This window comes from Bacillus sp. REN16, assembly GCF_020731355.1.
Taxonomy (GTDB): domain Bacteria; phylum Bacillota; class Bacilli; order Bacillales; family Bacillaceae_L; genus Ferdinandcohnia.
On sequence record NZ_JAJFZK010000009.1, the window covers coordinates 127,040 to 140,392 of the forward strand.

Consider the following 13,353-nt stretch of genomic DNA (forward strand, 5'->3'; position numbering starts at 1 on the left):
TTGGGCGTTCACAAAGAAAGCTCAAGGAGGTAATTCACATTTATCTTTGTTCCGGTTTTCACCAACCACCGGCTCTCTGCTTCAGGGAGATAAACTGCTACTTATTCCTATCATCACTTAACTATTTAATATATACAGGTTATTCTAACGGATAGTTCGATAATTAACAAGCAAAAATCCACTTCCTATTTCTTCACAGAAAACAGAAGTGGACTTTATGCACTTATAAGTGTTCTTAGAATTTAAGCGATGACAAGTCTTATTTTATTGTCAGACGGATCCTTTGTAACTACGACCCCATCCTCTTCTTCTACATATGCGCCGATTTGCTTTAAGTTTTCGACGGTTGATTGTAACGCATTTTCGTTTGGCAGTACTAGTGTAAATTGCTTTATTCCTGCACTTTTTTCAGATGGTGCAGGTGCCCCTACGCCATTCCATGTGTTAAGTCCAATATGGTGATGGTATCCGCCAGTTGATATGAACAATGCCATTCCGCCATAGCGGGTTACAACATCAAAACCAAGTCCTTTTGTATAATACTCCTCAGTCTTAGCTAGCTCAGATACATGCATGTGAATATGTCCCATTACTGTTCCTTCTGGCAGTCCGGTCCATTTTTCACCATTCGCTGCCGCAAGTACACCTTGGCCATCAAGTGGTTCTGTCACCATTTTCACTTCACCGTTTGCCCATTCCCACTCTGTGTCGGGGCGGTCTGCGTAAATTTCAATTCCATTTCCATCTGGATCATCTAAATACAGAGCTTCACTCACGGCGTGGTCAGATGCGCCAATCGGTACATTATTCTGAACCAAATGATAAAGTACTTTACCCAGATCTGCTCGTGTTGGTAAAAGCAAAGCAAAATGATAAAGGCCGGTTTTGCGTGGCTCTTTAGGTGTAATGTATTCTGGCTGTTCAATTGATAATAATGGTGTTTTTCCATCCGAAGTTAGAAGCGCCTTTTTTTCAGACTGCTCTAATACTTTAAATCCAATGGTGTTTTGATAAAATGTTAAAGAACGCTGTAAATCAGTTACCTTCAATTCTACAAGACCTACAAATGTATATGGCGGGCGTTGAAATTTCATATTCGTGTGCCTCCTAATGTTCATTCACTTACTTTATGTAAGTAATTATATTTTTGTAATTATATTATGTCAAGTATGTTTATTATTTCTTACAATTTGCTATAATATATTAAGAGGGGTGAAAGAGTTATGAATACGCATATAATTTGTCCTAAATTCGAAAAAGCTATGAATTTGATAGGTCAACGATGGACAGGACTTGTCATTTACCAACTTCTTTCCGGCCCGCAACGGTTTTGCACGCTTGAATCTTCAATTGGAATCAGCGGAAGAGTTCTTTCGGAAAGGCTTAAGGACTTAGAGAATCAAGGGATTATAATACGAAATGTATACCCGGAAACCCCAGTACGTATTGAATATTCTTTAACCGAAAAAGGGGTGGCCCTAAAACCTTTAATGGATGAAATCCAAAAATGGTCGCAGGACTGGGTTGAAATTAATAAAACAGCTGAGTAAAGCAGATTGTGTACATTGCAATCTGCTTCTTTATTTGTACGCCTCAGGTCTTATTTGGAAATATATCGGTGGTGCGTTACATCATTCCCTTTCTTCTTTTATGATAAGGATAGAATAAATGATAAAGGCAGGTAAAAAAAGTGAAGAAAATATTCATTATATTTTTCATTCTAATTGGGGTTTATCTTGTGATGACAAATCTGTACCGTATTCCTGGGCTTCCATTTGGGAATTCTGGAGACTCGGTCAAGGTTACGGACAAAATTGATGAGATTGAAATCGATATATCATCGATTAGCACAACTGTCATCCCTGAAAACCGGGAGAACGTGAAGGCCGAATTAAAAGGAAAAGGCGAAGTGCTCGTTTCCAAAAGCGGGGATACTATAGAGGTCACCTATGAACGTGGATTTTTCAATTTTGGTTGGATCCCTTTCTTAGATCAGTCAAAGCTAACTGTGTATATCCCTGAAGATTACGACCAAGATCTATCACTTAGAGTCGGTTCCGGCCACTTGGAATTTGATGGTGCTCCAATGGAGCTAAACAATCTTTCGGCGGATGTTCATTCTGGTAATATGAGATTGCAAAACCTTTCCTCTGAAACATTTACACATCATGTCGCTTCAGGGAACTCTAGAATTGAGGGGCTTACCACAAATAGTGGAGAAATCGATGTTCAATCCGGTAATGTGACAGTGGATGATTATACAGGGAAACTTGAGGCAGAAATCCACTCTGGACGATTAAAAGCAGCGATTTCAGATCTGACAGATTCCATTGATGCTAGTGTTAGTTCCGGACTGCTGGATATTGATCTCCCAAATGATGCAGACTTTACCTTAACAGGTGAATCAAATAGCGGCTACATTTCCAATGATTTCACATTGGATGACTCAAAAAAAGATAAAGGGTCTATTGTAGGAAAACACGGTGCCGGAACACATAAGATAAATATTGAAGTAAATAGCGGAAAAGCAAGTATCCGATAAGGTAAAAGCGCCCATTGCTACGGGCGCCTTTTTTAAAATAATTACTGACAAAATTTTCAATCTATTTTATTATTAAAATAATAAATGAATACCTAGGAGGTCTAATCATGAGTATTGCGCTTATTTCCGATATACACGGAAATATGACAGCACTTGAAGCTGTACTTGAACATATCAAAGATCGTGGAATCAAGACGATTTTTTGTCTTGGAGACCTTGTAGGAAAAGGGCCAAACTCATCTTCGGCAGTTGACCGGATTCAAGAGGTGTGTGAGGTTGTGCTTTTGGGGAATTGGGATGATTTTATTCAAAATGAGCATCCTGATGAAGGGATTAAATGGCATCAAAAACAACTTGGTGAAGAACGGCTTTCATACTTAGGGACACTTCCCTTTCATTATGATTTTTATATGAGCGGGAAATACATTCGGCTATACCATGCCTCTGCAAAAAGCGTCCACCACCGTGTTGTCCCAATGATTCATTCCGATGATGAAAAAAGGGCCATGTTTGATCTATCCGAATGGATTACTCCGTTAGAGGAGAGAACACCAGATATTATCGGGTTTGGCGATATTCACGCTGCCTTGATTGAACCCATGGATACGGAACAAACCCTTTTAAATGTTGGAAGTGTTGGAAACCCTCTTGATACAACACAAGCCACATTTGCGATTTTACATGGGAAGTATCAATCAAAAGAAATCGGACCACTTTCAATCGAAATTGTTCGTCTTCCATATGATGTTGAAAAGGAATTAAAAATTGCAGCGGAAACAGGATTGCCATCATTTGATATGTATGCAGCGGAGCTTCGCGAAGCCGTTTACCGTGGATCACCGAAAAGGGAAAAATAACTAGTTCGTGAAACTTGCATCAGTGAAAAGAATCAAGGTAAAATAATAAAACAAACGAAATTTACACGTATAACTATCATAAATATAGGATATAATGTTTTTAATTTTTTCAACCTCTATATAAATATAAAACCCTGAGAGGAGAATTACCATGACTGCCAATAACGAATCCAAAAAAGAGATCACGGTTAATTCAACTGTCCAGTTAAAAGGGATAGTGAAAGCAATATTTAATGATTCCATTCATGTGCAAATCGGAGGAAAAATCATTACACTTCCCGCTTCAAATCTTTTAAAGCAAAACAAAACTCCATTGACCTAATAACAGGAAAAGGAATACCACGTTAATTGGTATTCCTTTTTTGTATCATAGAAAAGGGTTATAAAATCGATTACCATCATGGAATGTCACAATCATGGAGATTATTAATATGGCAATAAATAAAACTACTGTTACATAATCGGCCATTTGGAAAGCGCGTAAACTATACCATGTACGCTTCTTGTATTTTCCGAATCCACGCAGTTCCATCGCATTACTGATTGTTTCTATTTTGTCCAGACTCGATAGGATTAAAGGGATGATAATGGAAGCCACATTTTTTATTCGCTTATGGAACCTCTCATTTTTAGACATATCAATCCCTCTTGCTTGCTGAGATTGTGCGATGTTCCAAAAATCCCTTTGGATCTCCGGAATATAGCGTAATGCTAATGCAACCGCATATGATATTCGATAACTAATACCAATGCGATTTAAGGATGCAGCAAACTCACTTGGATGGGTCGTGACGATAAATAATAATGCTGCCGGAATAACCGTAAAATACTTAAGTGTAATATTAAACTGGTAAAACAGCTGCTCAAGTGTAATATTATATCTTCCAACAAACTCAACTAACACATGGCTCGTCCCATATATTTTCACACCCTCTTGAGGTGAAAAAGCATAGATCGCAAGGTTATTAATCAACAAGAAGAATAAGATGAACAGAAGTACAAACGATATCTCTTTGAGCTGAATTTTAGAAACCAGGAAAATAATGATGCTGAACCCAAATAAAAAAAGGAGAATACGTGTATCATATGTCAACATCGCAGCAGACGACCACAGAATAAAGCAAATAAGCTTTGTTGCACCAGTCAGTTGATGAACCGGTGACTTTCGTTCAATATAGGATAGCATCTCTACTGCCATGTCCTGCGTACCTCCTTATCGTACACAATAAATCGTTCAACAAATTCAAGTGGTTCCTCTATACCCGCTCGTTTTGCCAAATCGAATAAGGACGTTTTCTTTAAGTTTGCTTGTTTAATAATTTCGGAGTCTGTTAGTACACTTGCAGCAGATTGGTCAGCAATCTTCTCTCCATTCGCTATCACAATTGCACGTGGCGTATACTCTAGCATAAGGTGCATATCATGTGTAATCATAATAACAGTGATCCCCTGCATGTTTAACTCGATGAGAAATTCCATAATTTCTGTGTAATGACGAAGGTCTTGCCCGGCAGTTGGCTCATCCAGAATAATAATTTCCGGCTCTAATACTAGAATAGATGCTATGGTCACACGTTTCTTTTGTCCAAAACTTAAAGCAGAAATCGGCCATTTTCTAAATGGATAGAGACCACAAACCTTAAGTGTGTTTTCCACCCGCTTTTTAATCTCATCCTCAGGTACACCACGGATCATAAGACCAAGTGCAACTTCGTCATAAATTAAATGCTTTGAGATCATATGGTTTGGATTTTGCATAACCATCCCAATCCGTAAAGATCGGTCCTTGATTGTATCATTTGTTATATCCTGACCAGCAAAAAGGATATTCCCAGAGCTCGGCTTTTCAAATCCGCAAATGAGCTTTGAAAGGGTGGATTTCCCAGCACCATTTTTTCCAACGATACTTACCATCTCACCCTTTTCAATCGTAAAAGATACATTTCGAATCGTTTCTCTTCCTTGATGATAGCTAAATGAAAGATGGTCTAGTTCTAAAATAGGTGAAGTCGTCTCTCTCTTTTCCGGTTTTTCTGCTTTTTCAAACCACTCTTTTAATCGAGCTTTACATGCGTCCACATTAAAAGAAGAAAGATGTGCCGGCTTCATGTCCTCTGTTATCTCAAAGCCAGCATACTTTACTGCTTTGACATACAACGGTTCACGAATATGTCTTTCCTCTAAAATTGGTCTAGACAACAGCTCATCCGGCTTCATATCACCAACAATTCTTCCTTCGTCCACAACAATAATTCGATCTACATGCCGATATAGAACATCCTCTAATCGATGTTCTATAATAACTACTGTTGTGTTCGTTTCTTTTTGAATCCGATCGATTAGGTCAATGGCATGCTGTCCTGTCGCGGGGTCAAGATTTGCTAATAGTTCGTCAAAAAGGAGTATATCTACTTTATCAACCATAACCCCTGCTAAAGAGACCCTTTGCTTTTGTCCACCAGATAACTGGTGGAGGGAGGAATGTAAATAATCCTCCAAATCCACCATTTTCGATACTTCCCCAACTGTCTCAAACATACTCTTCTGTGGCAAGCAATCATTTTCTAAAGCAAAGGCAATATCTTCCCCAACAGACAGACCAATGAACTGTCCATCCGGGTCCTGTAAAACAGTGCCGACCATTTTAGATATTGTGAAAATATCCAAATCCTTTGCTTCTTTCCCCATAATCCTAAGGCTTCCTTGAATATTTCCCTTATAAGAAAAGGGAACAAGCCCGTTCATACAATTGCCGATTGTACTTTTCCCTGACCCTGACGGCCCTACAATTAATACCTTTTCGCCTTCAAATATTTTAAGATTAATCTCCCGAAGAGTAGGCTCTGCTTGGCTACGATATGTAAAGCTATAATTTATAAATTCGATAACAGGTTTTTTCATCATGCTACTCTCCTAAACAAACCATAAACTACTTTTCTATTTTACAAATCCTTCGTTAAACTTCCGCTTTGACTTCTTGTTTTTGCATAAGCCACGATTAAAATTGTACCAATGATTCCGACCGTGACCATGTTTGCAATCCCTGCCCCAATTCCTTGGACATACACTTTATTTGCCGGTTCAGCATAAATCCATACATCCAATGTTGGCGCAACAACAAACCAGCCAATGGCTTGAGCAATTACTTGAACAATATTAAATGTTACAATTTTCTTTGCATTAATAATGCCTGATTCAATATCAATCTTGTTTTTAGCAAGCCCAAATAAAAATCCAACAAGCATCGAAACAATAACCCAGCTCCACCAAATAGAACCATACGAAATAGCATCATTTAAGGCATGGCCAATCAATCCAATCAATGCCCCTGCGATGGGACCAAACACTAAGGCCATTAAAGCCAAAAATGCGTATGATGTTTGAACGGTCGTATTTGGTATTGGTGTTGGAATTGCTGCAAACTTTGCTAAAATCACAAAAACAGCAGCCCCAATTCCGATTGCAACAATGGTTTTAATCGATAAACTTTTCATAAATCTCATACCCCCTAATTTTTTGGTTTGAAACAAATGTTAATTATAAATGATTTTTGGAACTTTGCGAATATTAATTTTCCAATTAGATCCTGTTTCAATGTGATAAGCTTTAGCGAAAGATCCTTGGTTGATGGCTACCCCCATTTTATCAAGGGAATTAATAAACAATAATGGTTCTCCTAAATGACTGTCTGCAAAAGAACGTCCGTATGTCATAATATTTTTATACACCTGACGTGTATCGTTTTCAATCGTTACTTCGAAATGATCCCCATGCTCTACTTCAAGTTGTTTAAAAGTCTCACGTTCAATATTCGTCCAGAGGTTACCAAAACGAATATCAAGTATATCGATTGTACCTAAAACACTATCCTTTCCAACCGTTGCCTCTGACAGCTGTAACGCGACAAGTGAATCAACCGGAACACTCGGACCAACCTCGTCATATGAAATGACACCAGCTGCAAGTCTTGCTGCCGTGTAGACATATACATCTCGACCATGGAATGTATAAGATTCCCCTGAAAAAGGTAAGCGATTTGTGCTTTCATCAATGATTCGTACCTCTTTAATCCCAATTTTGTTCTGAATATGTGTAAGTGTGCCATTATCTGGTGTCACAATATATTGGTTATTTTCTGTCTTCACTACAATACTGCGACGATCTGAACCGACACCTGGGTCAACAACAGATACAAAAACAGTGCCTTCTGGCCAATAGGAAATTGTTTGATACAGTCGATATGAGCCTTCCCAAATATTATATTGCGGAATGTCATGAGTTAGGTCAAAAATTCGAAGTGTTGGATCCACTGAAACTGCGACACCATACATTGCGCTCACTGCCCCGTCACTTAAGCCAAAATCTGTTTGCAAAACTAGATGATTTGTCACAATAAATTCCTCCATTTTTTGGGATAAACCCTTTTTTGAAAATAAAAAAACCACGTCATTATCTATTACGATAAGGACGTGGTTTATCTCACGTGGTACCACCTTAATTCACTGTTTGCTCACACAAACAGTCTTTGCAAGTACGCAGGTCTATTTAAGCCCGTATACTGTGGTATTGATAACGAGTACCAAATCTCGCCGGAACCTACTCATAACCAATGTTACTTTCAGCACGAAACTCAGAGGCCATTGTTCAGATTTGTATTTTCGCTTCTTTTCAGCTACCGAAGCTCTCTGTGTAAAATAGCTAAATCCTACTTTTTCTCTTCATCGTCTTTAGTTAAGGTTGTATTCTAATGTTGAAAGTAATTATATCTGAACTTTTTTTTAAAAGCAAGGAAAAGTTTTTAGAATATTTCCTTATATCATTGACTTCTTTAAATTCCGTAAATAACGTTGGCGAATTAACACAAAGTAAATCACTTGTGCAATTAAAAACACGATTAAGACTTGAATCACTTCTGTGGCAATGGACACCTGGAAGAAGCTTTGCAGGGCCATAAAGGCAAAACCACTATGGACGAAAGCAACAATAATTGGCACAAAGAACAGCAACGCGAGCTGTCGTGTCACGATTTGACTAAGCTCCCCGTCGGTTAATCCCACCTTTTGAATCGTTAAATATTGTCTTGCATCATATTCTAAATCCGCATATAACCTAAAGTATAAGAAACTTCCTGCTGCTAAAAAGAATACTGCACCGATAAGTAAGGCAACGAAGAACATCATTTGATACATACTTACCGTCTTCTCATGGATTGTTCCTCTTACAACGATTGCAAATGGGTCTTCTTCTGTCGCAAATGCAAAACCTTCTTCTGCAAGATTTCCTATTAATCCGTTTGTCTTTCCAATTTCATCCGTATAAAAACCTGTATAAATTTCCACTCTTTCCGGCTTTAGCTTTTCATATAATTCATCACTGACAATAATCCCCGTGTCCTGAACCAGTTGAAATGGGAAAACCACATGCTCTGATAACTCCATTGGCTTAACCTCAATTCCATCCTGCTCGAGCACGTACCTATCCTCACTTAAATTTTCAATAGTCGATTGTCTTAAGCTCAGAGTTTCATTCCCCACAAGTGATTTTTCTTTAAAATCATAACCTGCTGACTCCGAAATTGCTTGATAATTAGAAAAAGAAATCACCTCAAGCTGCTCTGCAGGATAGGGATATTTAGATATAGCTTTAGCTACCTTTACTACCTTAATTGGCACCTCATTTGAAGTATAGGTCAAACCTCTTTCTTTAAGCTCATTCTTGATTTGACCAAGGTTTTGCTTGTGAACGGGATCTTCATTTTTCGCAAGATAACTAACCTCTGCGGGATATTCCATTTGTGTTTGTTCAGTAAATACTTTTGTCGAAGCAAGGGTCCCCACCGCACAGAACGCAACTGTCGAAACAATGGTAACCATGAAGAACATTCTAGCATTGTCCTTAATCCGATAAGCAAGATTTGATACAGTTAGCAAATTGGTTTTCTTCCAGAAAAAGATACGATTCTTTATTAAAAGCTTTACAAAAAATACGGAAAGCTGAGTATAAAAGAAATACGTACCAACGATTGTCATTGCGATAACTGGGAGCATTAGGAAAATTAATGTATATGGTGTAGCAGTTGCCGCTAAACAATAGCTTACAATCAGTAGGATCGCAGACAATATGGACAAAAGAATAGATACCTTCGGTTCTTTTTTCGGCTTTTGCCCTGCTTGAAATAAATCAATTAATTTATTTGATCTTACCAGGAAGGTTGTAAATAGTGAGATTATGAAAAACAATACCAAAAATGCACAGATTGTTAACGCTAATGCCTTTCCGGAAAAATAGAATGGAAGCTGCTCAATCCCGATCATGTTGGCACCAACCATTAAAAAGAGCTTTCCAGTAATGAGGCCAAGCCCAATTCCAACGATGATCGCACCAATGCCAATTAACATATTTTCTAAAAAGACCATTACGTTTAATTGATGTCTGGTCATTCCGTGCATCATTAAGATTCCAAACTCTTTTTTACGCGTTTTTAAGAAGGTGCTCACAGAATATAACACAAATAAAAACGAAAACACATACATGATAAATTCGGCAGCAATCATCATTTGAACTGCAAGCCCAGCAGTTACACCCTCTTTAATATCAGGGTGGAAAATAAATAGTGCATAGACAAAGAAAATCAAAACGGAAAAAGCACTACTAAAAAAATACGCTGCATAGGTTCGTTTATTCCGAACAACATTTTTAAAGACGAACTGTGGAAAGGTCAAGGCTGTCCCCTCCTAACAATGCAAGCATATCAATAATTCGCTGGAAAAACGCCTGACGGTTATCACCACGGTAAATTTCGTTATATAGTCTGCCATCCTTGATAAAAATCACGCGATGACAATAGCTAGCGGCGACAGCATCATGTGTCACCATTAGAACCGTAGCCTTATCCTCCTGATTAATTCTCGAAAAAGTTTCCATGACATCCTTTGATGATTTTGAATCCAGATTTCCAGTCGGCTCATCGGCAAGTACAAGTGATGGACCATGAATGATGGCTCTTGCGATTGCTGCACGCTGCATTTGACCACCTGAGATCTCGTAGGTTCTCTTTTTTAAAATTTGGTCAATCCCAAGCTTTTTTGCAACCTCCAATAGCTTCCGATCCATATCTTTTACACTTGCACCATCAAGCGTAAGGGGCAATACAATATTTTCCTCGACCGTTAACGTATCAAGCAAATTAAAGTTTTGGAACACAAACCCTAGTTCATGACGTCGAAACAATGATGTTTGTTTTCGATTTAAGGTATGGGGATTTTTTTGATTGATAAAAATTTCTCCAGAAGTAGGCTTATCAATCGTTGCAACTAAGTTTAATAGGGTTGTTTTCCCGCTCCCCGATGGACCCATGATCCCAACAAATTCCCCTTTTTCAACAGAGAAGTTAATCGTCTCTAACGCTTTATGTGAAACCTTTCCACCGTATACTTTTTCTATCATCTTTACATCTAATACTGGCATTCTCTTCACTCCCTGAATGGAACTTATAGCTTTATTCTAACCATGTCCATCACCTCAAACCATTTGATAGACTTACAATTCGCTTACAGTTTTGTAAGGTTAGAAGAGAATACGTACAGTAGTGCCTTCGTTATGTACGGAATCCATTTCAATCTGGTGGCCAAGCTTTTCACATATTTGCTTCGAAAGATAGAGCCCCATTCCAGTTGATTCTTGAAAGCTGCGACCATTTTCTCCAGTAAAATACGGATCAAATACGCGTGGTAAATCACTAGATGGAATGCCAACACCTTCGTCCCGAATTTCTAGTACTTTATGAACCCCATGTGTATAGCTTTTAAAATATAGCTTCGCATTTTCCTTTGTTGTATAACGAATGGCATTTGTAATGATTTGCGTAATGACAAATGACAGCCATTTTTCATCAGATGAAATCATCATTTCCTTGTCTACTTCAATCACCGGAAATACCCGATTACGAATGAATAAGCGTTTTTGGCTTGAAGTAACGGAACGAACTACATTTTCTAAAGGTAAGGTTTCGACGAAAAAGTCCCGCTCAAAGGTGTCTAATCGAGATGTATAAAGGACCATCTCTAATCCTTTCCGAAGCCGGTCCACCTCATCACCAATCGCTGCAAAACGAGGGTCATCCCCTTCCTGAACCAGCAAATGAATCACAGAGACTGGCGTCTTCATTTGGTGCACCCATTGATTGATAAATTGAATATGATTGTCTAGTCTTTTTTTATAGGTATGTAAGTCTGTACGATAAAGACGAAATTGACTATCCAATAGCTGATTTAGTTCTTCTGACAACAGTGACGCTTGAGGAAGGGGAGCAAACTCATCAAGTGACGTGAATGGTTCTTCTAAGCGTTTGTAGAAACTTCGATTGGAATAAAATCGATATACTAAATACCCAATCAACAATACGGTGCTTAGCATTGCTGCATAAAGGCTTACCATTAGATTTCGATAGCCATCCAACCAATAAACGATAAAAATGAGTACTAATTGTGCGAAATATAAAAAAAGGAGAGGAATGTGATCTCGTAAAAAAAGCTTCATTCTCCTTTCCCCCAGGTTTGTAATAATCGGTACCCCTGCCCTCTAACCGTTTGGATTGCACGATCAATATGTAAGGCAGCAAGCTTTTTCCGGACCCTTGTGATATATACATTTAGAGTATTGTCATCGACAAATGCTTGGTCATCCCAAATCTTTTCTAACAAACTATCTCTGCTAACGACTCGTTCCAGCTTTTTCATTAGTTCATCTAAAATAATTGCCTCCGTATGGCTTAGTTCGACCTGATTTTCAGCTAAAGAAAGAGTCAATCGTTCGACATCAAGGGTTAATTCACCGATTGTGACTGTACGGTCGCTCCCGGGACTCGCATATGAACCATATGCCCTTCGCAGCTGGCTGTTGATTTTTGCAGTCACGATTTCATAATCAAAAGGCTTTGTAATATAATCATCGGCTCCATTTTCAAGCGCCATTACTTGATCCATTTTCCCATCGCGTGCCGAAATAAATAAAACCGGACAGGTTGATTTGCTGCGAATCTGGCGACACCAATAATACCCATCAAAACTTGGTAAATTCACGTCTAATAAAACGAGATGTGGTGCGAATTCATTAAACTCCGCCAAGACTGAGTCGAATTTTTCAACCGACCTCGTTTCAAACCCAAAGCGTCGCAAATGATCTTCAAGTAACCGCACCAGCTGCCGATCATCCTCAACAATGAAAATTTTAAACATCCGATTTCTCCTCCAAGCCTTTTTTAAAATTGTATCGAATTAGGAAATTAAAGGAAAGCGAAAAAAATTGGCCCCTATGGAACCAATTCTCTTTAGACGTCTCTTTCTGTGGTTGTCGGTAATTCAATTTGCTTTTTGCGATTTAGGAATTTTATTTTTGACACAATCACATACATAAGAAACGCGGACAGCATGGCAAGTATTGCACCTACCAAAACATCTCCAGGATAATGCACACCCACCCAAATACGGGAAAGGCCAACTAAACATGCAAGTGCCATCCAAAGATATCGGCCTGGCTTCTTAAATAAGAAAAGGGAAAAACAAATGGCAAAGAAGATCATCGTGTGATCACTGGGAAAAGAATTATCGACTGCCTTTTCAATCAATTGATTTACATTTGGCAGTTCCGCAAATGGCTGGTTATTGGAATGGAACATTCCTGCTACTCTTCCAAGCAGTATGGCTATACCTACTGAAAGCAAGGAGCTGATCACCATGACTCGGTCTTTAAAGAAATAGATAAGCACCACAAGGATAAGGACATACAAAGTGTAATTTGCGATTAAAATCATTGGAACATCCAAGAAGGGTAATTCCTTACCTAACCCATTAATTCGATAAAAAATATCCGTATTTACATCCAAAATAACTCCCCCTTTAAAAAAACATACCTAGACTATACATTTATTTTAAACATAAAAAAATCGATGCAGCT

General features: G+C 38.4%; 14 protein-coding genes and 2 other annotated features (1 of these 16 running past the window's edge). Of the genes, 4 read left to right on the forward strand and 10 right to left on the reverse strand.

Annotated features, from left to right (window positions below; translation table 11 throughout):
• Nucleotides 1-123, reverse strand: a binding site (T-box leader) (it extends 98 nt beyond the left edge of the window).
• 119 nt (nucleotides 124-242) lie between these two features.
• Nucleotides 243-1,094 (reverse strand): VOC family protein, encoded by an 852-nt coding sequence (locus LKW28_RS14275; RefSeq protein ID WP_229141021.1) that lies wholly within the window; start codon nucleotides 1,092-1,094, stop codon nucleotides 243-245.
• A gap of 129 nt (nucleotides 1,095-1,223) precedes the next feature.
• Here LKW28_RS14275 and LKW28_RS14280 point away from each other — a divergent pair, with 129 nt between their 5' ends.
• From LKW28_RS14280 to LKW28_RS14295, 4 genes are all read left to right on the forward strand, one after another.
• The gene (locus LKW28_RS14280; protein WP_229141022.1) at nucleotides 1,224-1,550 is read left to right on the forward strand and encodes a winged helix-turn-helix transcriptional regulator; all 327 of its coding nucleotides are present in this window, start codon (nucleotides 1,224-1,226) and stop codon (nucleotides 1,548-1,550) included.
• A 140-nt stretch (nucleotides 1,551-1,690) separates the two neighbouring features.
• Entirely contained in the window at nucleotides 1,691-2,542 is an 852-nt protein-coding gene (locus LKW28_RS14285; RefSeq protein ID WP_229141023.1) for a DUF4097 family beta strand repeat-containing protein, read from the forward strand.
• A gap of 107 nt (nucleotides 2,543-2,649) precedes the next feature.
• A complete protein-coding gene (locus LKW28_RS14290) occupies nucleotides 2,650-3,399 on the forward strand; it encodes a metallophosphoesterase family protein (RefSeq protein ID WP_267498010.1) in 750 nt (249 codons plus the stop codon).
• A 151-nt stretch (nucleotides 3,400-3,550) separates the two neighbouring features.
• Nucleotides 3,551-3,721, forward strand: coding sequence for a hypothetical protein (locus LKW28_RS14295; protein WP_229141024.1), 171 nt, complete (start codon nucleotides 3,551-3,553; stop codon nucleotides 3,719-3,721).
• Between the two features lie 45 nt (nucleotides 3,722-3,766).
• Here the strand turns inward: LKW28_RS14295 and LKW28_RS14300 are convergent, their stop codons facing one another.
• From LKW28_RS14300 to LKW28_RS14340, 9 genes are all read right to left on the reverse strand, one after another.
• On the reverse strand, nucleotides 3,767-4,597 hold the full coding sequence (locus LKW28_RS14300) for an energy-coupling factor transporter transmembrane component T family protein (protein WP_229141025.1): 831 nt from the start codon (nucleotides 4,595-4,597) through the stop codon (nucleotides 3,767-3,769).
• Nucleotides 4,588-6,300 carry an ABC transporter ATP-binding protein gene (locus tag LKW28_RS14305; RefSeq protein ID WP_229141026.1) on the reverse strand — a complete coding sequence of 571 codons (1,713 nt, stop codon included), beginning with the start codon at nucleotides 6,298-6,300 and terminating at the stop codon, nucleotides 4,588-4,590. The genes LKW28_RS14300 and LKW28_RS14305 overlap by 10 nt, the downstream gene beginning before the upstream one ends.
• Before the next feature lie 41 nt (nucleotides 6,301-6,341).
• Nucleotides 6,342-6,893 (reverse strand): ECF-type riboflavin transporter substrate-binding protein, encoded by a 552-nt coding sequence (locus tag LKW28_RS14310; RefSeq protein WP_229141027.1) that lies wholly within the window; start codon nucleotides 6,891-6,893, stop codon nucleotides 6,342-6,344.
• 39 nt (nucleotides 6,894-6,932) lie between these two features.
• The gene (locus tag LKW28_RS14315) at nucleotides 6,933-7,790 is read right to left on the reverse strand and encodes an SAM hydrolase/SAM-dependent halogenase family protein (protein WP_229141028.1); all 858 of its coding nucleotides are present in this window, start codon (nucleotides 7,788-7,790) and stop codon (nucleotides 6,933-6,935) included.
• Between the two features lie 69 nt (nucleotides 7,791-7,859).
• Nucleotides 7,860-8,130, reverse strand: a binding site (T-box leader).
• Nucleotides 8,131-8,210: 80 nt separating this feature from the next.
• The gene (locus LKW28_RS14320; protein ID WP_229141029.1) at nucleotides 8,211-10,121 is read right to left on the reverse strand and encodes an ABC transporter permease; all 1,911 of its coding nucleotides are present in this window, start codon (nucleotides 10,119-10,121) and stop codon (nucleotides 8,211-8,213) included.
• Complete coding sequence (locus LKW28_RS14325; protein WP_229141030.1) at nucleotides 10,096-10,866, reverse strand: ABC transporter ATP-binding protein; 771 nt, start codon at nucleotides 10,864-10,866, stop codon at nucleotides 10,096-10,098. The genes LKW28_RS14320 and LKW28_RS14325 overlap by 26 nt, the downstream gene beginning before the upstream one ends.
• A gap of 99 nt (nucleotides 10,867-10,965) precedes the next feature.
• Nucleotides 10,966-11,937, reverse strand: coding sequence for a sensor histidine kinase (locus LKW28_RS14330; protein ID WP_229141031.1), 972 nt, complete (start codon nucleotides 11,935-11,937; stop codon nucleotides 10,966-10,968).
• A complete protein-coding gene (locus LKW28_RS14335) occupies nucleotides 11,934-12,635 on the reverse strand; it encodes a response regulator transcription factor (RefSeq protein ID WP_229141032.1) in 702 nt (233 codons plus the stop codon). Before LKW28_RS14335 ends, LKW28_RS14330 begins: the two co-directional genes overlap by 4 nt.
• A gap of 92 nt (nucleotides 12,636-12,727) precedes the next feature.
• Complete coding sequence (locus LKW28_RS14340; RefSeq protein ID WP_267498012.1) at nucleotides 12,728-13,282, reverse strand: undecaprenyl-diphosphatase; 555 nt, start codon at nucleotides 13,280-13,282, stop codon at nucleotides 12,728-12,730.
• Between the last annotated feature and the right edge of the window lie 71 nt (nucleotides 13,283-13,353).